Origin of the sequence: Mesorhizobium sp. M2E.F.Ca.ET.219.01.1.1 (assembly GCF_004016445.2) — a bacterium.
Classification (GTDB): Bacteria; Pseudomonadota; Alphaproteobacteria; order Rhizobiales; family Rhizobiaceae; genus Mesorhizobium.
The window spans coordinates 269,075-295,206 of sequence record NZ_SADT02000008.1; the positions used below are offsets into that span (position 1 = coordinate 269,075).

Below are 26,132 nucleotides of genomic sequence, written 5' to 3' on the forward strand. Positions count from 1 at the left end.
GCGCCTGGATATTCCAGCGCTCGTAGAACAGGAACGCGCTGTGCGGGCAGATGCCCGCTCGGCGCCTTCGGGATCAAGGACCATGACAGTCAGCTTAGAGGGTTTGCCCGTCGCGACCGACCGGGCCAAGCGTGCCGGAGAGCGTTACACCGGCATGATCCTGCTCGCGCCGACCATGATCATCATGACGGTTGTCGGTCTCTTTCCGCTCCTGCACTCGCTCTATATGAGCCTCACCGGCTATCGCCCCTCGGATCCGGACAAGTTCCAGGGATTTGTCGGCCTCGCCAACTATGCCGATGCGGTGTCGGACGCCCAGTTCCTGCATTCGATCCTGCTGACGCTGCTATTCACCGTCTTGTCCGTGGGGCTGTCTCTCACCTTGGCCGTGCTGCTGGCCCTCCTCTTCAACGTCAGGCTCCCCGGTTTCACGCTGCTAAGGACCATCATCATCGTCCCCATGCTGATCACACCGATCGCGGTCGGCATCACCTGGCGCATCATGATGATGCCCGACCTTGGCGTGCTCAATTACGTTTTGAGCCTCGTCGGCATTCCGCCGCAGCCATGGGCCGGCGAGAAGGCCAGCGCCATGGCCTCGATGCTGCTTGTAGATGTCTGGCAGTGGACCCCGTTCATGTTCCTGATCATCTTCGCCGGCCTTTCGGCCCTGCCCAAGAGCCCCTTCGAGGCGGCGGCGATCGACGGCGCCTCGCCGATCCAGACCTTCTTCATGGTCACGCTGCCGATGCTGAAACCCGTGATCGTGATCGCGAGCCTGCTCAGGATCGTCGATGCCATCCGCACCTACGACACGGTCTACATCATTACGCGTGGCGGTCCCGATTTCGCCACCGACCTGCTCAGCATCTACCTGGCAAGGGTAAATTTCCGCTTCTTCAGCCTCGGCTATGGTGCTGCGCTATCCTGGCTGACGCTCCTCATCATCCTCGCCGTGGTTCTCATCTTCGTGAAATACACGGGCTTCATGCGCATGGTGAACGAAAAGGAGGCCCGCTGATGTCAAGCTCGATCACGCGACGCGGGTCCATCCTCAGCGGCATCGGCTACTATGCGCTGGCCCTGATGGCGACCGCCTTCTTTGCTTTCCCCATCGTCTGGATGACGCTTTCTTCGTTGAAGTCGGATGCAGACATATCGGCATATCCGCCGAGGTGGGTTTTTGCTCCGACATTGGAGAGCTACCGCAAGCTTTTCACAGAGTTGAATGCGATGGATGCCTTGATCAACAGCGCATTCATCGTCTGCCTGGCCACGCTGTTTGCAATGATCGCAGGCACGCTCGCCGCCTACGGACTGGCGCGTTTCGACGTCAAGAACAAGAACTTCATCGCCTTTGAGGTTCTGTCGATCCGCATGCTGCCGCCGATGGTGAGCGTCATCCCGCTGTTCATCATCGCCAAGCAACTGGGGATCTTCGACACGCCGTGGCTGCTGATCGCCGTCTACACGCTGAACGGATTGCCGTTCGTGGTGTGGGTAATGCGGGTGTTCATCCAGGAAATTCCGCAGTCGATCGAAGAGGCTGCCCTGATAGACGGCTGCAGTCGGTTCGAGTGCTTCTGGCGCGTGACCTTGCCGCTGCTCTTGCCCGGGCTCGCGGCGACGATGGTGATCATATTCATGTTCGCCTGGAATGAGTTCCTGCTGGCCAGCATTCTGACCTCTTCGGAGGCGCGGACGCTGCCAGTGATCGCGGCGAGCTCGATCAAGGCCAAGGCGATCTCGTGGGGATTGGGCTCGGCCGCCGGTGTGTTGATGTCGTTGCCGATCGTCGTGCTCGTCCTGTTGATGCAAAAATATCTTGTCAGGGGCCTGACGCTTGGCGCCGTGAAGGGATGAGGAACGACGATGGGTATTGAAGTCAGATCAGTCTACAAGCGCTTTGGCGCCTTCACTGCCGTGAACGGCGTGTCGGTCGACATCAAGGACGGCGAATTCTTCGTCATGCTGGGTCCCTCCGGTTGCGGCAAGACGACGACATTGCGCATGATTGCCGGACTGGAGCTTCCCAGCGACGGCCAGATCAAGATCAACGGCCGCGACGTGACATATGAGGAGCCTCGTCACCGCGATATCGCGATGGCGTTCCAGGACTATGGTCTTTATCCGCACCTGTCCGTGTTCCAGAACATCGAGTTCCCTCTCAAGGTGCGCAAGATCGCCGAGGGCGAGCGCAGAAAGAAAGTGCATGCAACCGCGGAAAAACTCGGAATTGCCGAGTATCTGAATCGCAAACCTGCGCAGATCTCCGGCGGGCAACGGCAGCGCGTCTCCCTGGCGCGGGCTTTGGTGCGCAATCCCCGCGTCTTCCTGATGGACGAGCCGCTGTCGAACCTCGATGCGAAGCTGCGTGCCACAATGCGCACCGAGATCAAGAAGCTGGTCACCAGCCTCGGCATCACCACTGTCTACGTGACCCATGACCAGATCGAAGCGATGTCGATGGCCGACCGGATCGCCGTCATGCGTAAAGGTGACATGGTCCAGGTGGCAACGCCGCTGGAGATCTACGACAGGCCAAGAACCGAGTTTGTGGCCGACTTCATCGGTTCTCCGCCCATGAATCTGTTCCCCGCCCATTTCGACCGCAAGAAGGGACTTGCCGCCTCCGTCCAGCCCTTTGCCGACAGTTTGTCAGGAGAAGTCGCCGACAAGGCAAGCAGCTTTGCCGACGCCCAGGGACAATTCTTCGTTGGAGTCCGCCCTGAGCATCTCTTGATCGTTGGTGACGGCGCCGAGGGCGCCGCGTCGGCAAGCGTCGATTTCGTCGAGCCGCTTGGGCAGACCACCAATGTGTATGTCGACTGCGGTGGCCATAAGTTCATCGTCGTTACCGATCGAACAGAGGCGAGGGTCGGCGACGTCGTCGGCGTGCTCGTTGCGCCAGGCAAGAGCCGGCTTGTTGCGCCAAACTGACCGAAGGAAATGGATCGATGGACGTGCGTGAATACGACAATTGGATCGACGGCGGTTGGGCAGGCGCCGATCGAAAGGTGGAACGCAAATCGCCAGCTCATGGCAGGCTATTGGCCCGTTTCGCGCAAAGCGACGAGCACGCGGTGATGGCTGCTGTCGGGGTCGCCCGCAAAGCCTTCGACACGAGATCTGTCTGGTCATCGCTGCCTGGCGCCGAAAGAGCCAAGGCACTCGGACGCTGGATCGACTTGATGATCCGTGACACCGACCGGCTGGCCCTTATTGAGGCGGAAGAGGTTGGCAAGCCGATCCGCTTCGCCAAGGCTGAGATCGAGTGGTCCATTGAGCTCGCGCGCTACGCGGCAGCGCTTGCCTGGCAAATCCCAGGAGACCTGGTCTCAAATGTCGGTGACGCAAATCTGGGTCTTGTGACCCGTGAGCCGCGCGGTGTGATCGCAATGATCACACCGTGGAATTTCCCTATGGTGACCCTGTTCCAGAAGCTGCCCTTCGCGCTCGCGGCCGGCTGTACGGTGGTGATCAAGCCGTCGGAACTGACCTCTGGTTCGACGCTCGAAATCGCCAAGCTGGCGACGGAGGCTGGCATTCCAAATGGCGTCATCAATGTGGTAACCGGCTCGGGCCGCACCGTCGGCGAGATCCTGACCGGGCACAGAGATGTCGACATGATCTCGTTTACCGGATCGACATCAGTCGGGATCAGGATCGCGCAGCGCGCGGCCGAGCAGGTCAAGCGCGTTGGCCTCGAGCTAGGCGGAAAGGCGGCGAATATCGTCTTTGCCGATGCCGATATCGACGCGGCGCTGGATGGCATCCTGCTCGGCTACATCCTCAACCAGGGCGAAGAATGCGTCCAGGGCACCAGGCTTCTCGTTGAGGATAGCATTGCGGACAGCTTCCTGGAGAAGCTTGTAGAGCGTTCGAAGAAGATCCGCCTCGGCCTGCCGACCGATGAGCAGGCAGACGTCGGAGCGCTGATCCATGAAAAACACATGGATCAGGTGCTGGCATACATCAAGAGCGGGATAGACGAGGGCGCGACGCTTCTCCTCGGTGGCAACCGTGTCACCGAAAACGGCCTCGGCATGGGCTATTATGTTGCCCCTACCATCTTTTCCAACGTCACCCCCGACATGACAATCTTTCGCGAAGAGATTTTCGGCCCCGTGCTTGCGGTCACGCGTTTCCGCAGCGTCGAGGAAGCAATCGCGCTCGCCAATGACACGAACTATGGTCTGGGCAACGGGCTATGGACGAAGGACATCGACAAGGCGATACGCGTTTCGCGCGAACTTCGCAGCGGAACGGTCTACGTGAACACATTTCTCGAGACCGCGGTCCAGATGCCCTTCGGCGGCTTCAAGCAAAGCGGGATCGGTCGTGAAAATGGGTTGGACGGCTTGCTCGAGTTCACCGAGGTGAAGTCGACCTTCATCAAGCTTGGGAAACGCACCCACGCCCTGCCGCACACCCTGACAGCCTCGGCAAGATCGTAAGGAGTGCTCCGGTGACGGATAAGAAGGCGTTTGACTATATCGTCATAGGTTCCGGCTCGGCAGGCTCCGTGATCGCGTCCCGGCTGGCCGAGGACCCGTCGACCACGGTTCTGCTCCTGGAAGCGGGGCCGTCCGATCAGCACATCTATGTCCGGATGCCGGCGGCCCTTGGTTTTCCGCTGATGAACGACCGCTTCAACTGGTTCTACAATTCGGAGCCGGAACCGCACTTGCAGGGGCGGGTCATACATGAGGCGAGAGGGCGCGTGCTGGGCGGCTCGTCCTCAATCAATGGCATGAATTGGGTCCGCGGCAATCCTTGGGACTATGACAACTGGGCAAGCATCGGAGCTGACGGATGGTCCTATGCACAATGTCTGCCCTATTTCAAGAAAGCCGAGACATTCGACAAGGGAGCGAACGCTTATCGCGGCGGCTCCGGGCCGATGCGGATCGAGACCTGCAAGGCGGAAAATCCTCTCTACCACGCCTTCCTGCGGGCGGGGGTGGAGAGCGGTCTAAAGCATGTTGCTGACCACAATGCGTATCAGCAGGAAGGTGTTCACATCACCCAGCGCAACGTCCATGACGGCATTCGCTGGAGCACCTCGCAGGCCTATATTCATGCCCGGCCCCGCAAGCCCAACCTCACCGTACTCACCGGCGCGAGGGTCACGGGCATCGAAACGAGCAATAAGCGCGTCGTTCGGGTTGCTGTGACCACAAAAGCCGGCGCCCAGCAATTTGAGCCGGAACGCGAAACAATCCTGTGCGGGGGAGCGCTGAATTCCCCGCAACTGCTGCTGCTGTCCGGCATTGGTCCTGCCGATGACCTCAGGAAGGCTGGGATTGCGCTCAAACATCATCTGCCCGGCGTCGGACGCGGGCTGAAGGACCATGTCGCGGCCCCTGTCATGTACCGTGCGACCAAGAACGTGTCGGCCGCAAAGGAACTCTCCACCTTCGGCAAGGCGAAGCTCGGACTCCAGTGGCTCCTCTTCAAGAAGGGACTTGGCGCGACCAATTTCTTCGAGGTGGGTACCTTCATGCGCACGAGGGAAGAGGAGACGATACCCAACGTCCAGTTCGAGTTCGTGCCAATGCTGGGTGAATTCCAGCACGGCAATGTCAAGCTCGAGAATGGCTTCCAGTATTTCCTAAGTCTGATGAGGCCCAAAAGCGAGGGACGCGTCTGGGTCGAGTCGGCCGATCCAAGGGCGGCGCCGAAATTTGTGTTCAACTATCTCGAGCACCCTGACGACATGCTGCAGGCGGTTCAGGCTGTGAAGGCGATCCGCAACGTGGTCCGTCAGAAGGCATGGGACGAGTTTCGCGGCGTGGAAGAAACGCCTGGCCCTTCGATCGCCACCGACGACGATATTGCCAATTGGCTGCGCGGTATTGCCGGCACCAACTACCATCCATGCTGCACCTGCAGAATGGGCGAGGGGGACGACGCGGTCGTCGACAAGGAAGCAAAGGTACATGGCATTGAGGGCCTGAGGGTGGTCGATGCCTCGATCATGCCCGAGATCGTCAGCGGCAACCTCAACGCCCCGGTCATCATGATGGCTGAAAAAGTCGCGGACGCCATTCGCGGGATAGCGCCGTTGCCCGCCGACCCGCAGCCTTACCACACCGCCTGAGGAGCACGAGCATCAAATGCAGCAAGCCCTTGATCTATAGCATGAAAACGATTACAACTATGGAAACCCATAGTTGGCAATGTGGTTCCGGATCGCTGGTTGCTAACAGGAAGTATACAGCGAAATCTATAGCTTATGGCGTCAAGTCATTCCCAGGCGGAATGAGGTAGCGCCGCAAGTTCAACGGTCAAATCAGTCGCGCTAAAGGAGCAAAGACGTGAGTGAACTAAAAGGCATCTGCGTGCCGATCTGCACGCCATTCAAGGACAATGGCGCTGCGCTCGACGAGGGCGCATTGGCGGCAAATATAGACTCGCTGATCGACGCGGGGATTCACATCATCGCCGTGAATGGCGGGACCGGAGAGTTTCCTTTCCTCACCGAGACCGAGAAGCGGCGCATCGCCGAAATCGCGGGCAAGCGGATCAATGGCCGGGCCAAGCTTATTGTCCAGACGTCTGCCCTGCGCACCGAAGACGCGATCGACAATTCGAAGCACGCGCGGGACGCTGGCGCGGACGCGTTACTCATCCTGCCGCCCTTCTTCGAGGGGCCAGGCGAACCGGGAGTGCGCTACCACTACGAGCAGATTTCCAAGGCCGTCGCGACCCCCATCATGGTCTACAACATTCCCCAGTACACCGGCTTCGACATCACGCCTGATGTCTTCAAGCGCTTCAGCGAGATCGACAACGTCAAATACATCAAGGACAGCACGTCGAACATGATGCGCATCGATCAACTCTCGGCCCAGGGCGCCAAGGTGTTCAATGGTTGCGACTATCTGAATTTCTACAGCCTTGTCAGCGGCGCGCCCGGCGTCTTCACCGGATCCGGCAACGCCGTCCCGAAGCAGCTGGTCAAGCTCTACGATCTCGTTCAAGCCAGGAACCTCGCCGAGGCGGCGGCTCTTTGGCTGAAGCTGCGCCCGCTGTCGCTGCTGCTTTGGACGTCTCCTTTCAACCCCGTCGCCAAGGCAGCGAGCACCAAGACGGGACGCCCCGTCGGCGAGTGCCGGCTTCCTGTCCTGCCGCTCACCGAGGCGGAGGTGAAGCTGGTCGACGAAGCCCTCGGCGCCGCCGCCTGAGGCGAGCGCCCTTGTCCCGGGGACACCGTCTCCCCGGGGCAGGCCTGGATGCCGTCGGCCGGCTGCGGCATGCTTGGGATTTACCGGCCGTCATTCGGCTGCACTCTCGGATCGCCTCGCACCGACTGAACAAGGAGGATGACACATGCGGTTATCGCGGATGATCAACGTTGTCGGCGCCCATGCTGAAGGCGAGCCCAACGACGTCATCACCGGTGGCGTCATTGACGTTCCTGGCAAGACGATGTTCGAAAAGGCGCGCTGGCTGGAGACAAAGGGCGACGATCTTCGCGCGTTCCTTCTCCACGAGCCGCGCGGCAAAGTCACGCTGTGCACCAACCTCGTCCTGCCCTCGTCTAACCCTGACGCCCAGATGGGGTACGTGATCATCGAGCCGGCGTCCTATCCGCCGATGTCGGGGACAAATACCATCTGCACGGTGACCGTGCTGCTTGAGACGGGCGTCATCGCCATGCAGGAGCCCGTCACCAAATTGGCGCTCGAGGCGCCGGCGGGGCTGATCGAGGTCGAAGCGCAATGCCGCAACGGAAAATGCGAAAGCGTGAAGTTCCGTAACCAGCCGTCCTTCGTCATGCATCGCGACCGGATGATCGAGGTCGCTGGCATTGGCTCTCTTCGCGTCGACGTCTCCTATGGCGGGATGATCTACGTGATCGTCGATGCCCGCGACTGCGGCTTCGCGATTGAGCCGTCGGAAGCGCGCGACCTGTCCGACGTCGGGGAAAAGATCAAGCGCGCGGCGGCCGAGCAGCTGCCTTCCATCCATCCTGAAAACCCGGCAATTCACACCATAAACCAGACACTTTTCGCCGGCCCGCTCACGGTCAGCGACGGGGTAAAGACATCGCGCAACGGCGTGATCGTCTCGCCTGGCCGCCTCGACCGCTCGCCCTGTGGCACCGGGACTTGCGCGCGGCTGGCGCTCCTCCATGCCCGCGGCGAGATCGCGCCCGGCGAAAAATTCATCCACGAATCGATCATCGGGACAAAGTTCGAGGGCGAGATATTTCAGACTTCTAAGGTGGGCGACCTCGATGCCGTCTCCGTCGCGATCAGCGGGCGGGCCTGGATCACCGGCTTCCACCAGTTTGTGCTCGATCCGAGCGATCCATTCCCCACCGGGTACACGCTTTCCGACACCTGGCCCAGCGCCTGATCAACACCCTTCAATGCGATCTGCAGGAGTTTAACATGAATGTCCACACAGACTTCCACGCTGAAGCCAAGACACTGAAATTCGAGACCAGGGCCTTCATTGATGGCGCCTATGTCGCGGCCAAATCGGGCGAGACCTTCGAGACGGTGAATCCGGCAACAGGCAAGTTGCTGGCCAACGTGGCTGCCGGCGGGGCGGAGGACGTCGATCTCGCGGTCAAGGCGGCGCGCCGCAGCTTCGAAGCCGGCACCTGGTCGGGCCTGCCGCCGCGAGAACGCAAGAAAGTCCTGCTGCGCTTTGCGGATCTGATCGAGAAACACAGCGCCGAGCTGGCGCTCATCGAAACGCTCGACTGCGGGAAGCCTATCAACGATTCCATCAATGTCGACTTGCCCGACTCCATCGAGACATTGCGCTGGCATGCGGAGGCGACCGACAAGATCTACGACCAGGTGTCTCCGGCGCCACGCGACGTCGTGTCGATGATCGTGCGCGAGCCGATCGGCGTCGTCGGCGGCGTGATCCCCTGGAACTTCCCGCTATTCGTCGCCATGTGGAAGCTGGCGCCCGCCCTGGCCGGGGGCAACTCCCTGGTCCTGAAGCCGGCCGAGCAGACATCCCTGTCATTGATCAGGCTGGCGGCGCTGGCATCCGAGGCAGGCATACCTGATGGCGTGTTCAACGTCGTTCCTGGCCTGGGACCGACTGCCGGTCAGGCCATAGGCCTCCACAGAGACATCGATTGCGTCAGCTTCACGGGATCGGGAGAGGTGGGTCGGCTATTCCTCAAATATTCGGCAGACTCAAACATGAAGCGCATCATCCTCGAATGCGGCGGCAAGAGCCCTGCCATCGTGATGGGCGATGTCAGGAATTTCGCTCCGATAGTCGAGAACGTCGCGACCGGGATTCTTTTCTGCCAGGGCGAGAACTGCTCGGCCGGCTCGCGCCTCATCGTCCATGAGAGCATCAAGGACCGCCTGCTCGAGGAATTGAAGCCAGTCTTCCAATCCTGGACTGTTGGCGACCCGCTCGAGCGCACAACGCGCATTGGAGCCATGATCGAGCAGGAGCATCTTGCCAAGGTGCTCTCCTACATCGAAACCGGACGCAAGGAAGGCGCCAGGATCGCCCTGGGCGGAAGCCAGATACTGGCGGGTACGGGCGGCAGCTTCGTCGAGCCGACCATTTTCGATGGTGTTTCCAACAATATGAAGATCGCCCGTGAGGAAATCTTCGGCCCGGTGCTGTCGGTGATCACTTTCAAGGATGAGGCTGAGGCGGTGCGCCTGGCAAACGACACCAACTACGGCCTCGCCGCGTCCCTCTATACCGACGATCTCAACACCGCCCACCGCGTCGCCAAGCAAATCCGCGCAGGAACTGTTTCGGTGAACTGCTATTCGGAAGGCGACTTTGCCGTGCCGTTTGGCGGCTACAAGGAGTCCGGCTTCGGCGGCAAGGACAAGGGCCTGGCCGCGCACGATCAGTACACGGAGACGAAAGCCGTGTGGATCCAACTGCGCTGACGACATCGCCTGGCCAGCGTCTGTGCTGGCCAGCACATTCCCGATCGGGAACTGAACGCGCCTGCGGCTTCGCAGGTAGATCCCCATTGCTTTGAGGTAGGCTGATGACGTCCAAAGAAACGCTAAGGGCAGAGCGGCTTGCCGCGCTGCGGCTGACGGCCGCCGGGCGCCCAAGACGAACCGCCAACCCATTTTTTGGCGTCGGCCCCATCACCGACCTCACCGCCGACGAGGTTGATGCGCGGCTCCTGCGTTTCGAGTTCGATGCCTGGCTGGAACGCAACTACAGGAAGCTCGACGACAGAGGCAACGATATCGGCCCCTTCACCACCGCGGAGATCGGCCGCAGCATGCATCGCGGCTATCCGGCCGACAAGATCCTGCTCGACATGATGCGCGAGATAAATCGCTACTTCGGGTTCCCCAAGTCGAACCAGATGGCGGTCGGACTTGGAGGAGGACATAGCGGCTTCACCGCTTGCGTCATGCACCTGATGAACGCGAGCAACGACAAGCAAGGGGTCTACGTCGATACGCCAGCGCCGGAATCGGAAGCGGCAGGCTCCGGCGGCTTCTTCCGCCAGTCTTGGGGTGCCCAGCTTGTCGAACTGCATCGCTATTCAAAGCGAGGCGACGAACGGCGCGTACACTTCTCGCCAACAGAAGGGACCATTCCATCCGCCGGCTATCTGCGCGGCTTGGGGATCGAACTCTTCATCGGCGTCGGCCATGAAACGACTGGCGCCACCACCTATACGGCGCAGGATATCTCCAACCTCCTGGAATGGCTCCGCAGCGATCCTGACAACCATCACGCCGTTCTGGACGCCACATCGCTGCTTGGAGCAATGCCTTGGGGTGACGACGTCGTGCGGGAACTGCTGGCAAGGACCTGCATGTTCATGCCGTTCCAGAAGGCGATCGGCGGCGTCTCCGGTTACTTCGTCGCGACGTTCACGCCGCAAGCGCTGCGGCTTATCGAGCGCAACCAGCGGGATCCTTCATGGGCAATTCCCCGCCAGCTCAAAATCGCTGTGCCAGCGGACCCCAAACGGCCTTTGAGCGGCGATCGCTCGGTCGCGATCGGACCGCTTTACGATCCGCAGGGCGACAAGATGCTGGGCGGCGTTATCAATACCTACTCCGCGCTCGCATTCGCAGAGACGACTTTCGGCCTACTGCGCTCCGAGAGGCGGCTCGGCTCGGTGGAGAATCTCAATCGACGCTCAACAGCCAATCGGGACGCCATCAACGAGTGGGTGTCGCGCAGTCCGGTGCTTCGGCTCAGCGTCACCGAGCCTGAACGCCGCGGCGCCGCGGTGACGCTGTTGAAGGTGGTGGACCCAGCCTTGGAGAGTTCGGGTCTGCACGCACGCATCATTGCGCGCTCCAAGCAACTGCTTGGCTACGAAGGGATCACCCATCCTGACGGAAATCACGAGCCCGGGCTGGACGTCGCCCGTTACGTCAACGCGTTCCCGGGCACGCCGGGCGACTATCGCGCCTGGATCGGCGGGGTTCGCGCCCCAGACGATGTCGTCGCGCTGCTGGACAATCTGCAATATGCCTATCTCAGGGCCAAGGTCGCGGTGATCGAGGAGGAACTCGCCAAGCTCGGAGAACGCTTTCCTTCGTCACCGAGCACAATCGAGAGCGGCCGCAACGGCGATGCCAGCCGAACCTATACCGTGCTTGTCGCTGATCCGATCGGATTGCGATTTGGGCCAGAGGGCACGCTTGACCATAGCGAGGTGCGCGCGCACATGGAGGCAAGGGGAGGCGTCTTCCACCTTGGGGCTGTCTGCCGTGAAGCGCTTGAGCCGGGCCGCGTCCATTTCTCCTATCAGCCGGACCTAAGCACCGCCGACGAGATCCTGCAGCAGACCGACAAAGGTCAGTACGATGCCGTCATTGCGGCAGCTACGGCAATCCCGGAAGAAGCGGTCTTTTCAGAGGGCGGCGTGCGCATCGGCGCGGGCACCGGCAACATGCAGTCCAGGTCCTGGGGAGGACCCAACGGCGGCGGCCCTGCGCCTTTGATGAACACGCCAAGCTTCAACAGCCGGGCCACGGCGCAGATGGCGCTCAAGGCGATGCTGAAGGTGGTTCCCGATCTTCCCGTCGATGAATTGCATCAAAGGGTAGTCGACGGGCATTTCGACACCGCGAGGAACCTCCGCGAATTCCCTACCGAAAAGATCGAAGGCAAGAAGGTCGCCATCATTGGATATGGCAATATCGGCAGGGAGTTGGCCAAGCTTTGCAAGGCGTTGCGCATGCGTGTGTGTGTGCATGCCCGCGCAATTCACCGCGAGTGGATAGAGGCCGAGGGCCTCAAATATGCACCGACGCTTCAGGACGCCGCGCGTGGCGCCGACTTCATAAGCCCCCACACCGGCCTCGGCGCATTCGACCAAGCTCGAGGACGCTTCGCAAATGTGGGACTGATCGACGGCGAGATACTCTCACTTCTCAACGATGGTGCCGTGGTCATAAATTACGACCGCGGAGAGATCATCGATGCTTCGGCGCTGGCAGCCGCCCTTGATTGCGGAAAGGTCCGCCATGTCGCGGTCGACGCCGACATCTTCTTCGACGGCCAGACATCCTCCTTCGTCGGCCCGCTGGTGGCGTATCGTCACCTGGCTCTCAAGTTTCCAGGCAAGCTGGAGCTTCTGCCGCACGCGGCCGCCGACACCGATCACCCCTCTCGAGTGGCCGGCGCCAAACAGGCCGTGGATCAGATTCTCGACGCTATTCTCAACCGTCGGATTGTCAACCGCAAGGGCGAACTGCCCTCAGGCTACATCGACGGTGGATCCCGCACGGTTCCCGGCATCGGAAAGCCTTCGCGCGATCAGCTTGCCGCCGTCATTGCCGACCGGCCAACGCTGGAGGAAGGCAGGGCACTGAGCGAGAGACTTGCCGCGATATTCGGTGCCTTGTCATGTGCCGGAACAGAGGCGCAGCAATCCCTTCTCACGCAATACGGCAGTCAGCTGGTGGAAACCGGCGCGCGCCTCAATAGCCTTCTTGAGGAGAGGGGGCTCTGATGCAGGCGCGCCTCTCGCTTGGCGCTGCCCGTCGAGGGGACGACGAGGCGCTGCCGGACTTCGAATTGTTCCGCAGGCTGGCCGATGCGGCTGCCGCCGAGACGCTGCCGAGATTTCGCACAAGAGGGTCGCATAATGCCAAGAACACGACCGACATCGCATATGGGCCCGTGAGCGAGGCGGCTCGCGCGGCCGAAAAAGCCATTCGGGGGATCATAGCCGCCGACTATCCAATGCACGCAATGCTGGGCGACCAATTCGGGCCCTCAGGATCAGGGCCGGTACAGTGGGTCATCGATCCGATCAATGGAGCAAAAGCTTTCCTGTGTGGGCTTCCGGTCTGGGGGACCCTGATAGGTCTCACGATAAATGGCCGCCCCACGATGGGCATGATGAGCCATCCCGATACCGGGGAATGCTTCTGGTCCGATGGCACTAGATCGGTGTGTCGCTCTGCCCAGGGCGAGACGGTTTTGAAAACAAGTGGCGTCCAGCTTCTCTCGGAGTCGATTTGCCACACGAATTCTCCTGAACCGTTCGCACGCCGTCCGGGCAGGGGCTTTGCTCGGCTCGCCTCGTCGGTCAAATTCACGCGGTACGGCGGCGACTGCTACGCATTCGCCATGCTGGCAGCCGGCCAGATCGACCTTTGCGTGGAACTTTCCTTGCAAGCCTGCAATATCGCAGCGCTGATCCCGGTCATCGAGGCCGCCGGCGGTGTGGTCACCCGCTTCGACGGGGGCCGCGCGGAGCGAGGTGGAAACATCCTGGCATCGGCAAACGCCATCCTGCATGAGGCAGCGCTGCGGGTGCTCAATGACATCTGAACGACGGCCACCAGATTTGGGAATGTGTGGCAACGACGAGGTGCCAAAAAAAAGGAAGGGCAGCCGAACCGAAGGGGGATCCCGCCTATGGGGCTGGTTCTGGGTGGTTGTCGCGACAGCAGCCATGTATCTGCTTGTCTGGGTGACCCGGTAACCGGAACGGCTGTCGTGCGATTGGCCGCTCGCTTTAGAGGGCCATCAGCTGCTTCCACATCGCGGGCGCAATGGCGATGCCGCGTTCGGCTGCCAACTTGCGGGCGGCAAGCCGGCGTTCGCCTGGAAGGCGCGTCTGTCCGGCGTCGACCATCGCTGCGAGCAGATCCTCGATCCGCTGCGTGAACATCCCAAGCGAGCCGGTTCCCCTGGTCGGATCGATCAGGATAACGGTTTCGCCCGTGTGAGCCGATTCCGCGCCGGGATGGGCCGACCAGTCGACCTGATGGGAAAAGTTGCTACCGGTCAACGCCCCGGCAAGAACGTCGATCATCATGGCGATGGACGAACCCTTGTGCCCGCCGAAGGGCAGCAGCGCTCCGCCCTCCAGTATCGCCTTTGGGCTGCGGGTCGGCAGCCCTGCGGCGTCGAGGCCGATGCCCTCCGGAAGAAGCTTGTTCTCGCGCGCCGCAACCGCCACCTCGCCATGAGCCATCGCTGCTGTCGCCTGGTCGAACAGCAGCACCTGCCCATCCATCCGCGGCACGGCAAAGGCCATCGGATTTGTGCCATAGAGCCGCTTGCGACCCCCATGAGGGACGACATAAGTGACGCTGTTGACGACGCCGAGCGCGACCAGTCCCACCTCCGCGAATGGCTCGACATCAAGCCACAGCGGCCCGTTATGGTGGGCATTGCCGATGGCCAGCACGCACGCGCCGGCCGATCGGGCTTTTTCGATGGCTCGCGGCATGGCCGCTTCCAGCGCCGGTCTGGCATACCCGTTGCCGGCGTCCACGTGCAGGTAGGCGGTTCCTGCGTCACGAATGTGCGGGACGGCGCGACCGTCGACAAAGCCGCTCCTGAGATTCTTCACATAACCCGGCATCCTGAACAGGCCGTGGCTTTGCGAGCCATCGCGTTCGGCGCTCGCACAGTTCGTGGCCAGCACGCGAGCGACGTCATCCGACGTTCCGTTGTGCAACAGAATGGGTTCGAGTGTTGCGACAAGATCGGGGAAGCTGCGGTAGATTGGGGGTTCGTCCGAGGGCGGGTCTGTCATGATGATCGCGGATTGGCAGCAACCCGACCCGCTGCCTGTGATTTCGGGGCCGCCAACGAGCACGTCAGGTGCCCATTGGCGGCCGAGTGCCTGGCACAGCCTGGGAGCGGGTCCATGCCAGGTCACCCAACACGATGGCGCGAGCTATTCATTGACGTAACGGCGTGCACAACCACGGCCAAGTGAGATCAAGACCTCGTGCTCAATCGTCCCGCAGGCCTCCGCGAGGTCGTGGTCGCGAACATTCGGGCCAAGAATTTCAACTGGGCTCCCCGGCACCAGCGCCCAGTCTGGAACGGCCGAGACATCCACTGTCAGAAGATCCATCGAGACGCGCCCGACAACCTGGGCTGCGAAACCTTGAACAAAGACGGTGGCGCGGCTTGAACCGGCTCTGCAGTAGCCGTTGGCATAGCCGATCGCGACGGTCGCGATCTTAGCCTGCTCGACCAGCCGATATGTCGAGCTGTAGCCGACCGGCGAACCTCGCTTCATCGTCTTGACCTGGATGATCGGGGCTATCACGCTGGCCGGTTGCAACATTGGGTTTTTGCGGCCGGTCAGCGGATTGATCCCGAACGTTGCTTTGCCGGGGCGCACCATGTCGAACAGATAGTTCTCTCCCAGAAAGACGCCAGCCGAATTGGCCAGCGACAGCTTCGCGGCAGGCAGCCCGCTGACTGCTTTGAGGAAAGCGTTCCGCTGGAATTCGCACCGCTCGAAATCGAGATCGTCGGCAGCCGAGAGGTGCGACATATAGAGGAGGGGAGGGATTCTGGACAGGAGCGACAAGTTCTCGCGAAGCCATGCGGTATCGTCCGCAAGCAGCCCAAGCCGGTTCATGCCGGTGTCGAAATGGATGATTGAGCCGAGGGGACGCCCAATCCTATTCGCCGCCTTGTGCCATTCCTCGATCTGGTTGCGGCTGTTGAGGACGGGAAGCAGGTTCGAACCGGCAAATGCCTCCGTTTCCTCAGGCAGAAAACCGCCCAGAACACAGATTTTTGCCCCCTGGAGCACGGTTCGAAGCGCCACGCCGTCATTGGCGGTTGCGACAAAAAAGGTCCTGGCTCCCGCTTGCCAAAGCGCGAGCGCGCACGCGACCATGCCATGCCCATAGGCGTCGCCCTTCACGACGGCCGCGCAATCGGCATCTCCAGCAATGGCGCTCAAGCGCCTGTAGTTCTCTCGCACCGCTTCCAGATCGACGACCATCTCGGCCTGGTTGATCAGGCTGTGAAGGCCTTGCCCGGTGGGTGAGGATTGACTTCCATTCATGATCGGCGAGCCCGTTCCAGTATAGGAGTCTTGTAAACGTTTACATGCCCCGGCTCAATGGGAATTATGATTTTGAGCTGCTGAAAATCCTCTTAGTCCTTTTAGGCCCTGCTACGGTCACGGCCGTTGTGGCGCAGGGTTCGCTAGTCATTGTGGATGTCGCAGTCAGCTGGCCCAGGTCTCGACGAAGCCCAACACGCTCAAGCCTTCACGCACCTCAGGCGCGCTCATGAAGAGTTCCCAGATCAGCCCGCTGCGGTGGTTCTCGATCATCGCTATGATCGGCCCCTGATTAATCGCCAGATAGGTTCGAGCGAACCAACTCAGGTTCTCGCTGAAGCTGTCGACAAATCCAAAATTTCCCCAGATGCGATGAAGCGGCTTTGTGAGGAAGTATCTCAACGCCCGCATGGATTCCACCGGCGCGTAGGGAAGGCTGGACAAGGCTGCGCTTGGGGTAATAACGCCCCTGTCATGGTCTGGCGCGTGCGCAACGTAGCCGTAGGGCCCATGGCCTGACGTTAGTCCCCAGCAATTGGCGCCATAGCCGGAATGCCCGTGCGGGTTGCGAGCGCAATGTTCGTAATTGATGCGCGTGTGGGCTACATTCTGTTGCCAGTAACACGCATATCGATCCCTCAGGCGCCGAGGGTCCAGCCCGCAGAACGAATACTGGGCCAAAAACAGGGGCCCACCGTAGTCCGGCCCAAGTGGAAGCACTGTGCCGTAGAAACTCTTCCCGTTGGACATCTGGCCTTCGCGGGCGAACCCCCTGTGATAGGCGCTGGCCCTGATCGGATGGGTGTCGGAACCAGCTGCCAGCACATAAGACAGCAGTCCTTCGTTCCATCCCGACACGGGGCAATTCATCGCCCATCCGCAGCCAGGACTCCAGTGCCAGTAGAGCATTTCTTCGTCGCGGCAGTACCAATTCCATTCGATTGATAGCCATAATCGATCTATCCGCTCACGCAGGCGCACTTCAGCAAAGGATCTTCGGCTAAAGTACTGGCGCGCGCAAAGAAGGCCCTGGAACAACAAAGCGGTCTCCACGCAATCGCCGCCGTCGTCGTTGCGAGCAAATCGAATAGTTCTCCCGCTCCGACCATCGACGAAGTGCGGAAACATCCCGTGATGTCGGCTGACCTTTTCCAGGAAACAGGTTATCCGGCTGAGATGCTCCACCGCGTCATCGCGAGCGATCCAACTGCGTTCGACAGCCACGATGATCGCCATCACCCCGAAACCTGTGCCGCCTATCGCCACGAGATCATTGTCGGACCGGGGAGCAAGCCGCTGTCGGTCGCGCGCCATGCCGCTTGCGGGGTGGGCGCCGTCCCAGAAATATCTGAACGTCTGGCGTTGGACAGCTTCTATCAGCGCTTCGTCTGCCAGGTCCCTGAGGTATTTCATCTGTCACGGCTGCGGGGAAGAACGTTAACACGGCGACGTGCCGGTAGAAGCGGCCTCGTCGAGGATGCGAGTCTGGTAGATGAATTGATGCAAAGCGACCTGACCAAAGCTGGACGTCTTTATCGCGGGGTGCCAGTCGGCGGAAGGCCCGGCCTGGAAAACCTGCCGGCTTAAGCGAAAAATCGGGATCGTCGGTCCGCTATTTATTCTTGTCGAGCAGGACCGCGAGATAGTGCTCAGCCGCTGAGGACTGCGCCTGAGCAATCATGCCGCGTTCAGCGCTTTGTTCGGCAAGCATCGACATCGTGGTTGGAAACAGTTTTGCAAAGATGAGAAGGGCGAGGAAAGGCCAGGAAAATTTCGCAACGCGCAAGAATACAGTGAGCGTACGATTGTGTGCGTTCATGGCGCGCCTTTGAGAACCGGGAAAGCGGTTGTATTCGCGATCGTCGACGTGAATAGTAAACGTTTACACGTCTCTGTCAACGACTCCCCGGATGATGCCGGGTTGCGGCCGCAAGCGGCCAAACGTGAGTTGCCGCCAAAAGAGGGCTGCGGCATCCGATCTCTTGCATTAGAAATCGACCGGCGCGCACTCCCGACAGGCTTGGAGGAAGCCGTAGGCAGGTAAATCTATCCGACATTGGTGGCCGAAATTATCGGCGGTCGCGCTAGCTTTTGATTTTTGCACTTTGCTCGGCAGCCGTCTCGACTTCGCCGCGGCCTCCAACTTCGACCGAAGGCTCAACCTTCAAGGGGGCTCTCACCCTACGACCCGCTTCAGCAAATGCCGGAACTGAACACTAGCGTCCTCCGTCCCTGCCGACGACTTCGTCGTTGAATTGCAGACGTTCGGTGAGGCACACTGATAGCATCACTGCATCGTCCTCGCTCCTGGACACGAACGCATGTCCCATCGTGCTATCGATGTAAGCGCTGTCTCCAGCTTTGAGCACGAGAGGAGAGTAGAGGCTGGTGTGCAGTTCTAGTTCCCCGCTCACGACGAAGATGAATTCTTCGCCGTCGTGTACTGACCAATTAGCCCGCGGTGGAACCTCACGCGTGCGAATTGTCATAACCAACGGGATCATGCCTTTGTGAAGAAGTTCGGACGAATGGACTTCATAATCATAGTAGTCCGACGCAAACGGCTGCCCTTCACCGCGGCGGGTGGAGACCCTCCTTGCAGTATAGTGTCTCGGCGCTTCCACACCTGGAGCTGAATTATGCTCTGTACTCTCGAAAAGCTCCGCAACAGGCATTCCAAGTCCGTGAGCGATCTTCACCACGGTGTCGAATGATGTCGACACCTGCGCGTTTTCGATCTTCGAAAGAGCGGATATGGACAGCCCCGAAGCTTCACCCAATGTCTCAAGTGTCCAGCGCTTCTTCCGGCGCAGGTGTTTGATATGGGCCCCGAGATTGAACTCGCTACCGTCCTGTTCCATAGGTTTTTTCATTACTTGCTCCGCTTTGCCTTGCGGCCGAAAAGATAGTTCTCACACGAAAAATCGTTTTACTATAATCAAATTTGGTTCGCTAGGGGCAGACGACACCTGCGGTATGCGTTTGAGCCACTTTCCCTGGCCGCAGCGCGGCAAACAAACTACCGCGAGAAGGCTCTTCCGTCCGCAGAATCCTTGGGAATTGGCGTTGGCGAACCGCAAACGGGGACATAACGCACTCGACGCAAATGCGGGTGCGCACGTTACCCAGTTTCGCTCCTTTCGGTCCACCGCAACCGGGACGAAGGGAAAATTTGCCCTCTACGTTTTCCGATAGGAGAAATCCTTGACATTTTTCCCATAGGAATGTTCAGTCTGCAAACCATGGGTGCGAGGCGGTGGCATGCGTGGGTAGGAAACGAGAGCTAACTCAACCAAAGGGGACTGCGATGATCATGCAAAAAAATAGACTGAAAATGAGCCGACGCGATATGCTCAAGGCTGGTGCGGGCCTGGCGGCCGCTGCGACCCTTGGCGCCCCCAGCATTGTTCGAGCGCAATCCAAAACGATCACCGTTGCAAACAGCGGTGGCGCGCTCGAAGCCGCGTTCAAGGCTGCATATTTCGACACCTTCGAGCAGAAGACCGGGATCAAAGTCATCAGCGCGCCCTACCTGGACTCGGCAAAGCTCAAAGCAATGGTCGACGCGAAGTCAGTCGATATCGACGTTTCGGATCTCGATGCCGCGGAGGCTGCCCCCGCCGCCGGGTTGGGACTTCTTGAAGAAATTGACTATAAGATCGTTCCGACCAAAGGTCTTCAGAATGGCTCTGCAAACCCATACTGGACCAACATCTACATTGCTGCTTCGGTGATCGCCTGGAACGTCGACGCCGCGAAGAGTATGGCAATACCGAAGAATTGGAAGGAGTTCTTCGATCCGAAAATGAAGGGTCAGCGAACGCTCTGGAAGAGCGCGAACCAGACTCTAGAGCTTGCGGCGTTGGGATCCGGTGTCGACCCCAAGAAGCTCTATCCGATCGACCTCGATGCGGCCTTCAAGGCTTTAGACGGAATTCGTTCGGACATTTCGTGGTTCGAGTCCGGCGCGCAGGCAGCGCAGCTCGTAAGCGACAACCAAGTCGATTTTGGCATGGTCTGGAACGGCCGTATCCAGCCGCTGAAGGCCAAGGGTGCGCCCGTCGATTACACTTTCAATAATGCACTGTTCACCTACGGAGACCTTTGCGTCCCTAAAGGCGTCCGAGATAAGGCGCTCTCCATGGAATTTGTCGCCCACTGCGTCGATCCCAAGAATCAGGCGATCTTTGCCGAAAACATCGCCTACGGCCCGACAAACCAGGAAGCGTTCGCCCAGCTGTCCCCTGCTCGACTGGCGGAAATCCCTAACTCGCCGGAGAATTTCCCCAAGGGAACGATGATCGACATCGACTACTGGGTCAAGAACGGCAAGGAGGTCTTCGACCGGTTCAACAACTGGGTGGTCGGCTAGAGATTGCTAACTGAACGTATCCCGCCGCAGTGTGGAAACCTGCGGCGGGAAGAGGTGGTCATAATTTCGAACAGAATGCCAACAGCTGGGTTAGGCATTCGCTACTGTCGTGAACGTATTTTCGACCACAACTGCCCAAACAAAGGCGCGGACCCATCGGCCAGCGCCTTCCATCGTTGCTATCGATCGCTCGCAGTGGACTACGTCTCTGCAGACACCGTGCGCAGCGTCCTGAACGGCGTGCCGATCGCCGCGCGCTTTAGCAGCTCGTCTTCTTTCAGCGCGATCCCGATGCCCGGCCGTTCGGGCAAGTCGATGAAGCCGTTCACGGGAATGAGTGGCACATCGCAAATCTCGCAACCGACCTTATCGAAACTTAGGAAATACTCGGTCAGCAGGAAGTTCGGCATTCCCGCGCTCGCCTGCATGGTGGCGGCAAGTGAGACCGTCGTCGAATTGTAGTTGTGCGGGCTGACACCGACATGGTGCGATTCCGCGGTAGCTGCGATCTCCTTCAGCTCCAGAAGGCCTCCGCACACCGAGATGTCGGGATTGATGATGTCTGCGCCGCGAGCTGCGAAAAGTGAGCGAAAGTCGTCCTTGGTGTATAGGGTCTCGCCCGCCACAATCGGAGAATCCGAAACCTGCCGCACTTCTTGCAGTCCCTCCAGATCGAACGCAGGTACAGGCTCCTCGATCCAATAAGGGTGCAGTTGCGCGATTGCCTTGGCGAAACGGGAAGCGATGTTGGGGCTGAAACGTCGGCTGCATTCAATGAGCATTTCTACGTCGTCGCCGACGGCGTCGCGTACCGCCGACACCATTGACACGGCATGCCGCTCGACATCCTTGTCGATGTAGGTGCGCACGGGCAGGGGAAATGGATCAAACTTTAGAGCCGTGAACCCCCGGCTGACGACAGCCTCGGCCGCCTTCGCTATGTCAAAGGGCGTTTTTGCCTCGTAAGCCCAGCCATTCGCATAGACCCTGATCCTGTCGCGGTATCGTCCTCCGAGAAGGTTGTGAACAGGCTGATTGCAGGCCTGCCCGACGATATCCCAAAGCGCTATCTCGAGCCCGGAGAGCGCACTGTAGAACTCCATCGATCCGCGGCGATGCACGTAATCGTCGCGCAGCATGGTCACTGCGTACTTGATCTGAAACGGATCGCGGCCGACCAGGTATCGGCCGAATTGGACGAGGTGACTGACAATGGCATTTTCTCTGTCCGATTGCGAATACGCTTCGCCCCAGCCAACAATGCCGGCGTCCGTCTCGATACGAACAAATATCCAGTGTTTCTTCGTTCCGTTATCTACAACGTAGGACCTGATACTCTTGATCTTCACACTGTAGTCTCCGTGTTTGCCCACTCGGGAGCATGGAGCCTTGAGGCCCATGGGGTCGGCAACTCAGTCCGACGGCGCAATCCAGACCGATTTGACATTTGTGTATTCTTCAACGTGCTGACGACCCGACTCCCGCCCGAAGCCGCTCATTTTGTATCCCCCAAAGGGAACCGCCGGATCGGCAAGTTGGTATGAGTTCGCCCAGACAACTCCGGACTTGATACGTCTTGCCAATGCATGCACGGTGTCAAGCCGGCTAGACCAGACGCCCGCGCCAAGGCCAAAAACGGTGTTGTTCGCCAAAGCGACGACCTCTTCCAGGCTGTCGAAAGGAAAGACGGTCAGCACAGGACCGAATATTTCTTCCCGCCCGATGGCCGCGTCGGGGCTAACGTCCGCGAATACCGTTGGAGCGACAAAATTTCCCCCAGATAATTCGCCGTCGATAAGGCGGCATCCTCCCGAGACAAGTCGCGCTCCTTCGCTGATACCGCTTTCAAAGAAGCCACAGACGCGGTCCAGTTGTTTCATCGAAACGAGCGGACCGATTTGCGTAGAGGGATGAAGGCCGTTTCCGATCTTGAGATTCCTGCCGTATTCGGCAACGCCATCGACCACCTGGTCGTAAACCGACCGTTCGGCAAAGAGGCGCGAACCGGCACTGCAAATCTGTCCACTATTGTTGAAGATGGCCTGCGCAGCCCCTGGTATCGCTCTACCCAGATTGGCGTCGGCGAAGACGATGTTCGGCGACTTGCCGCCGAGTTCCATGGTCAGTCGCTTCATCGTTGGCGCGGCAGCCTTCATTATCCGTTGACCAGTCACATGGCTTCCGGTGAACGCGATCTTGTCGACTGCCGGATGTTCCACGAGCCTTGCGCCCGCTACCGTTCCGGACCCGGTGACAATATTGAACACGCCCTTCGGTATTCCTGCCTCCAGGGTCAGTTCACCCAATCGCAACGGCACAAGGGGAGCCTCTTCCGCGGGCTTCAGCACCATGGTGCAGCCGGTTGCCAGCACGGGGCCCAGCTTCCAGATGGTTGAGGGGATCGGACCATTCCAGGGGGTTATCGCTCCGACGACGCCGATGGGTTCACGAAGCGAATAGGAAAAAATGTCGCCGCCATGGGAATTCTGGATTGTTTCGCCGTGTATGGATACCGCCATCGCCGCGTAGTACCGAAGCAGACCGACCGCGCGTTTACAAAATCCCATCTGACGTGAGATCGGCGCGCCCATGTCGATCGTCGCAAGTACAGCGAGTTCCTCGAAGTTCGCATCCACGAGATCGGCAAGCCTCAAGAGGAGGTTCTGGCGATCGTATGGTGTCATCGTGGTCCACGGACCTGTCTCGAAGGCGCGACGCGCCGCCGCGACAGCGCGATTGATGTCCTCCTCGTCGCCCATGGCAACATCGACAATGGTTGTCCGGGTCGCGGGGTTGATAGAGGGATAGGTGCCGCCAGATGCTGGTTCGACCCACTCTCCGTCTATGAGAAGTTTTTTGGTTCCCCGTAGGAACGAGTAGTCGGTTCGCACGGACGGATCTTGAGGCACTTCACTTCTCCTTTTCCCCGCTCGCAATTGTTCCCGACGCCGGCCCCGCGCGCAGTGCGCGCCTTCAGTTTCATTCTTCGTCGGAGGGTTCGGTCTTGCGCTTTTCGAATGGGGCGAACTGCTGCTTGCGCCATTCCAACGCGGCTTGAAGACTTACATTCGTCCGAAGCTCGTCGAAGGCGTCGCGTTCGGGCGACCCGGCGGTCCGCATCATGGCGGCCATATCCGCGCCGTGGCGCAAGGCCGTGAACAGGCCCATAGTCTCAAAGCTTTGATTGATCGAGCGCTTGTTCCACCGTTGGCAATTCGCGGCGACACGTGACATCCGCTTTGCAATAAGCAAAGTCTCTTCAAAGAGCGAGGCCGCTGGAAAAACGCGCTCGACCAGGCCCACTTCCAAAGCTTCGTGCGCATCCAGGACGTCGCCGGTATAGATAAGCTCGCGGCATCTGCTCCCGAGTATCCAGGGAGCCATCATCGTGCCGATCGCGCCCGCGAACCGAGCCTCCAAGACGCCGATTCGGGATCGGTCGGAGCAATATCTAATGTCGCAACACAACGCCAACTCAAGGCCGCCCGCCAAACAAAACCCGTCGATCATGGCAATCACAGGTTTACTGCAGCGCCAGTTCGACAGAAGGAATTGCTGCTGATCCAGATACCGATCATTGATCTGTTCGATGTTCCGTTTGGCCCCGGGATACTCCTTTAAATCGTATCCGGCCGAGAATGCGCGGCCTCCGGCGCCCCTCAAAATGATCACCCGGACATCCTCGTTGCGATCGAGGTCAGCGATCAGTTGCCGGTATTCGACCGTCAACTGATCATTGATCGCGTTCATTCGGTCCGAGCGGTTGATGGTGATCACGGCGACACGATCATCGACTTCGACAAGAAGCGTTTCGTACATTGGGGGCCCCATTTTTCGGATCGCACTTTTACCGAATTTGTTCTGGGCGTCTAGTTTTTTTCTTATGGGAAAGATATTTCTTGACACGCAATGTTCCGAAAGCTTTGAATGCCCTTCATCAAGGACGCTAAAAGCGCCGAAAATGAAAACGGGGAGGGTCTGTGTGATCGTTAGTCTGGGCAGGGACCTGACAGCTGCGCTGTTAGCTCCAGACGATTTCAAGGCACTTTCCCTAAGGCTGGATGCGAGCTGGCCCGCGGGCTTATCGGATGAGGATATCCGATCCGGCCTGTCTGAGTGGGGTAGCCTCGAAGACCTCAGTCACGTCTGGGTGCCAGTCCAGCAGTTGCGACGACTCGGCCCTCAAGATGTCAACTGGCTCACCCGTTTCGACGCGATGATCGAAAGGGCCGCCCAATACGGCTGGACCCGCAAGCAGGCGGCCGAGGTCCGCATGCATATTGACCCATACTCAAGAAAATAAAGTGACGAAGGAAAAACGCATGTCTCACCTGCCTTTAAAGCACGGGCTCTTCCTACCGCCGTTCCACAAGGTAACCGAAAGCCCGACAATCTCGCTGCACCGAGACATGGAGATCATTCGCTGGGCGGATGAGCTTGGCTTTGACGAAGCTTGGGTCGGAGAGCACCATTCGGGAGGATTCGAGATCATCTCGTCACCGGAAATTCTGCTGGCCGCCGTCGCGGAGCGGACTCGCAGGATCCGGCTCGGAACGGGCGTGGTATCGCTGCCCTACCATAACCCCTTGATGGTCGCGAACCGGATCGTCCAACTCGACCACATGACGCAGGGACGGGTCATCTTTGGCGTTGGCCCTGGGCTGCTTGTCACGGATGCGAGGATGCTCGGCATCGACCCTCAGCACACTCGCGACCGGATGGCGGAAGCACTCGAAGTCATCGTGCGTCTTTTCCGGGGCGAGACCGTTAGCCACACCTCCGACTGGTTCGTCCTGAAGGACGCACGGCTGCATTTTGCACCATTCCAGCTCCAACACCCTGAAATAGCCCTCGCCAGCTCGATTTCACCGTCTGGTGCGAAGGCAGCTGGAAAATTCGGGTTTTCCATGCTTTGCGTGGCCGCGGCTGATCGCGCCGGCTTTGACGCCCTTAAGACGAACTGGGAAATCGCCAACCAGGTCGCGGAAGCCAATGGCAAGAAAATGGACCCGCGAGGGCTTCGTCTCGTCGCACCCATTCACATCGCCGAGACCCGCGAGCAGGCGGCCAAGAACGTTCAGTTCGGCCTTCGCGACTACATGGACTACTCGAACAGCGTCGCGCCGGGCCGTTTCCCCGTCGACGGCGATCCGGTCGCCTACATGAACGGAATCGGCGGCGCCGCAATCGGCACGCCCGACGATGCGATTGCTTTGATCGAGCGCCTGATCGGCCGCCAGGGAGATTTCGGAGTCTTCCTTCAGATGGCACACAATTGGGCGGATTGGGATCAGACGCGTCGATCCTACGAACTCTACGCGCGCTATGTCATTCCACACTTCACGAAGGTGAATGCCAATCGCAACGCCTCGCTGAGCGAGATGGCGCGTAATGCCTCGAACAACGAAGCCGAACGTAGGCGAGCGGTCGACGCCCAGATCACTAAGTACGCGACAGAATCGAAGAAGGGCTAGCCTCTATTGAGGTGTC

Annotated in this window: 21 protein-coding genes; 13 read left to right on the forward strand and 8 right to left on the reverse strand. The window is 59.7% G+C overall.

Annotated features, from left to right (window positions below; genetic code table 11):
* Nucleotides 1-82: 82 nt before the first annotated feature.
* The 10 genes from EN862_RS32320 to EN862_RS32365 all read left to right on the forward strand — a co-directional run bounded on the left by EN862_RS32320 (nt 83) and on the right by EN862_RS32365 (nt 13,776).
* Nucleotides 83-1,021 carry a sugar ABC transporter permease gene (locus EN862_RS32320; protein ID WP_127228018.1) on the forward strand — a complete coding sequence of 313 codons (939 nt, stop codon included), beginning with the start codon at nt 83-85 and terminating at the stop codon, nt 1,019-1,021.
* Nucleotides 1,021-1,863, forward strand: coding sequence for a carbohydrate ABC transporter permease (locus EN862_RS32325; RefSeq protein WP_127228017.1), 843 nt, complete (start codon nt 1,021-1,023; stop codon nt 1,861-1,863). The genes EN862_RS32320 and EN862_RS32325 overlap by 1 nt, the downstream gene beginning before the upstream one ends.
* A 9-nt stretch (nt 1,864-1,872) precedes the next feature.
* Entirely contained in the window at nt 1,873-2,940 is a 1,068-nt protein-coding gene (locus EN862_RS32330) for an ABC transporter ATP-binding protein (protein ID WP_127864739.1), read from the forward strand.
* Nucleotides 2,941-2,957: 17 nt separating this feature from the next.
* Nucleotides 2,958-4,457, forward strand: coding sequence for an aldehyde dehydrogenase family protein (locus EN862_RS32335; RefSeq protein WP_127864740.1), 1,500 nt, complete (start codon nt 2,958-2,960; stop codon nt 4,455-4,457).
* Nucleotides 4,458-4,468: 11 nt separating this feature from the next.
* The gene (locus EN862_RS32340; RefSeq protein WP_189401918.1) at nt 4,469-6,103 is read left to right on the forward strand and encodes a choline dehydrogenase; all 1,635 of its coding nucleotides are present in this window, start codon (nt 4,469-4,471) and stop codon (nt 6,101-6,103) included.
* 217 nt (nt 6,104-6,320) lie between these two features.
* Entirely contained in the window at nt 6,321-7,190 is an 870-nt protein-coding gene (locus tag EN862_RS32345; protein WP_127228013.1) for a dihydrodipicolinate synthase family protein, read from the forward strand.
* Between the two features lie 145 nt (nt 7,191-7,335).
* The gene (locus EN862_RS32350) at nt 7,336-8,367 is read left to right on the forward strand and encodes a proline racemase family protein (protein WP_127864742.1); all 1,032 of its coding nucleotides are present in this window, start codon (nt 7,336-7,338) and stop codon (nt 8,365-8,367) included.
* A 35-nt stretch (nt 8,368-8,402) separates the two neighbouring features.
* A complete protein-coding gene (locus tag EN862_RS32355; RefSeq protein ID WP_127404834.1) occupies nt 8,403-9,896 on the forward strand; it encodes an aldehyde dehydrogenase in 1,494 nt (497 codons plus the stop codon).
* Nucleotides 9,897-10,000: 104 nt separating this feature from the next.
* Nucleotides 10,001-12,949: an NAD(P)-dependent oxidoreductase gene (locus EN862_RS32360; RefSeq protein ID WP_127864743.1), complete on the forward strand. Its 2,949-nt coding sequence runs from the start codon at nt 10,001-10,003 to the stop codon at nt 12,947-12,949.
* A complete protein-coding gene (locus EN862_RS32365) occupies nt 12,949-13,776 on the forward strand; it encodes an inositol monophosphatase family protein (protein WP_127864744.1) in 828 nt (275 codons plus the stop codon). Before EN862_RS32360 ends, EN862_RS32365 begins: the two co-directional genes overlap by 1 nt.
* 187 nt (nt 13,777-13,963) lie before the next feature.
* Here the strand turns inward: EN862_RS32365 and EN862_RS32370 are convergent, their stop codons facing one another.
* The 5 genes from EN862_RS32370 to EN862_RS32390 all read right to left on the reverse strand — a co-directional run bounded on the left by EN862_RS32370 (nt 13,964) and on the right by EN862_RS32390 (nt 19,143).
* Entirely contained in the window at nt 13,964-15,055 is a 1,092-nt protein-coding gene (locus EN862_RS32370) for an Ldh family oxidoreductase (RefSeq protein WP_245519775.1), read from the reverse strand.
* An 81-nt stretch (nt 15,056-15,136) separates the two neighbouring features.
* A complete protein-coding gene (gene alr / locus EN862_RS32375; RefSeq protein ID WP_127864745.1) occupies nt 15,137-16,270 on the reverse strand; it encodes an alanine racemase in 1,134 nt (377 codons plus the stop codon).
* A 165-nt stretch (nt 16,271-16,435) separates the two neighbouring features.
* The gene (locus EN862_RS32380) at nt 16,436-17,683 is read right to left on the reverse strand and encodes a glucoamylase family protein (protein WP_127864746.1); all 1,248 of its coding nucleotides are present in this window, start codon (nt 17,681-17,683) and stop codon (nt 16,436-16,438) included.
* 199 nt (nt 17,684-17,882) lie between these two features.
* Entirely contained in the window at nt 17,883-18,089 is a 207-nt protein-coding gene (locus EN862_RS32385; protein ID WP_127864747.1) for a hypothetical protein, read from the reverse strand.
* A 397-nt stretch (nt 18,090-18,486) separates the two neighbouring features.
* The gene (locus EN862_RS32390; protein ID WP_127864748.1) at nt 18,487-19,143 is read right to left on the reverse strand and encodes an XRE family transcriptional regulator; all 657 of its coding nucleotides are present in this window, start codon (nt 19,141-19,143) and stop codon (nt 18,487-18,489) included.
* A gap of 434 nt (nt 19,144-19,577) precedes the next feature.
* Between EN862_RS32390 and EN862_RS32395 the strand changes: the two genes are divergently transcribed.
* Nucleotides 19,578-20,642: an ABC transporter substrate-binding protein gene (locus tag EN862_RS32395; RefSeq protein WP_127864858.1), complete on the forward strand. Its 1,065-nt coding sequence runs from the start codon at nt 19,578-19,580 to the stop codon at nt 20,640-20,642.
* A gap of 200 nt (nt 20,643-20,842) precedes the next feature.
* Here EN862_RS32395 and EN862_RS32400 read toward each other — a convergent pair whose 3' ends face one another.
* The 3 genes from EN862_RS32400 to EN862_RS32410 all read right to left on the reverse strand — a co-directional run bounded on the left by EN862_RS32400 (nt 20,843) and on the right by EN862_RS32410 (nt 24,461).
* Nucleotides 20,843-21,991, reverse strand: coding sequence for a mandelate racemase/muconate lactonizing enzyme family protein (locus tag EN862_RS32400; protein ID WP_189401913.1), 1,149 nt, complete (start codon nt 21,989-21,991; stop codon nt 20,843-20,845).
* A 63-nt stretch (nt 21,992-22,054) separates the two neighbouring features.
* Nucleotides 22,055-23,551 carry an aldehyde dehydrogenase family protein gene (locus tag EN862_RS32405; RefSeq protein ID WP_127864750.1) on the reverse strand — a complete coding sequence of 499 codons (1,497 nt, stop codon included), beginning with the start codon at nt 23,549-23,551 and terminating at the stop codon, nt 22,055-22,057.
* 70 nt (nt 23,552-23,621) lie between these two features.
* Nucleotides 23,622-24,461, reverse strand: coding sequence for an enoyl-CoA hydratase/isomerase family protein (locus EN862_RS32410; protein WP_189401911.1), 840 nt, complete (start codon nt 24,459-24,461; stop codon nt 23,622-23,624).
* Between the two features lie 163 nt (nt 24,462-24,624).
* Here EN862_RS32410 and EN862_RS32415 point away from each other — a divergent pair, with 163 nt between their 5' ends.
* Nucleotides 24,625-24,945, forward strand: coding sequence for a hypothetical protein (locus tag EN862_RS32415; protein WP_127864752.1), 321 nt, complete (start codon nt 24,625-24,627; stop codon nt 24,943-24,945).
* Between the two features lies 1 nt (nt 24,946).
* Nucleotides 24,947-26,116 (forward strand): LLM class flavin-dependent oxidoreductase, encoded by a 1,170-nt coding sequence (locus EN862_RS32420; RefSeq protein ID WP_127864753.1) that lies wholly within the window; start codon nt 24,947-24,949, stop codon nt 26,114-26,116.
* Nucleotides 26,117-26,132: the final 16 nt, after the last annotated feature.

Coding starts and splice junctions, on each gene's coding strand:
- EN862_RS32320 (WP_127228018.1), top strand. CDS start 83: ATGACAGTCAGCTTAGAGGGTTTGCCCGTCGCGACCGACCGGGCCAAG.
- EN862_RS32325 (WP_127228017.1), top strand. CDS start 1,021: ATGTCAAGCTCGATCACGCGACGCGGGTCCATCCTCAGCGGCATCGGC.
- EN862_RS32330 (WP_127864739.1), top strand. CDS start 1,873: ATGGGTATTGAAGTCAGATCAGTCTACAAGCGCTTTGGCGCCTTCACT.
- EN862_RS32335 (WP_127864740.1), top strand. CDS start 2,958: ATGGACGTGCGTGAATACGACAATTGGATCGACGGCGGTTGGGCAGGC.
- EN862_RS32350 (WP_127864742.1), top strand. CDS start 7,336: ATGCGGTTATCGCGGATGATCAACGTTGTCGGCGCCCATGCTGAAGGC.
- EN862_RS32355 (WP_127404834.1), top strand. CDS start 8,403: ATGAATGTCCACACAGACTTCCACGCTGAAGCCAAGACACTGAAATTC.
- EN862_RS32360 (WP_127864743.1), top strand. CDS start 10,001: ATGACGTCCAAAGAAACGCTAAGGGCAGAGCGGCTTGCCGCGCTGCGG.
- EN862_RS32365 (WP_127864744.1), top strand. CDS start 12,949: ATGCAGGCGCGCCTCTCGCTTGGCGCTGCCCGTCGAGGGGACGACGAG.
- alr (WP_127864745.1), bottom strand. CDS start 16,270: ATGAATGGAAGTCAATCCTCACCCACCGGGCAAGGCCTTCACAGCCTG.
- EN862_RS32380 (WP_127864746.1), bottom strand. CDS start 17,683: ATGAAATACCTCAGGGACCTGGCAGACGAAGCGCTGATAGAAGCTGTC.
- EN862_RS32385 (WP_127864747.1), bottom strand. CDS start 18,089: ATGAACGCACACAATCGTACGCTCACTGTATTCTTGCGCGTTGCGAAA.
- EN862_RS32390 (WP_127864748.1), bottom strand. CDS start 19,143: ATGAAAAAACCTATGGAACAGGACGGTAGCGAGTTCAATCTCGGGGCC.
- EN862_RS32395 (WP_127864858.1), top strand. CDS start 19,578: ATGATCATGCAAAAAAATAGACTGAAAATGAGCCGACGCGATATGCTC.
- EN862_RS32410 (WP_189401911.1), bottom strand. CDS start 24,461: ATGTACGAAACGCTTCTTGTCGAAGTCGATGATCGTGTCGCCGTGATC.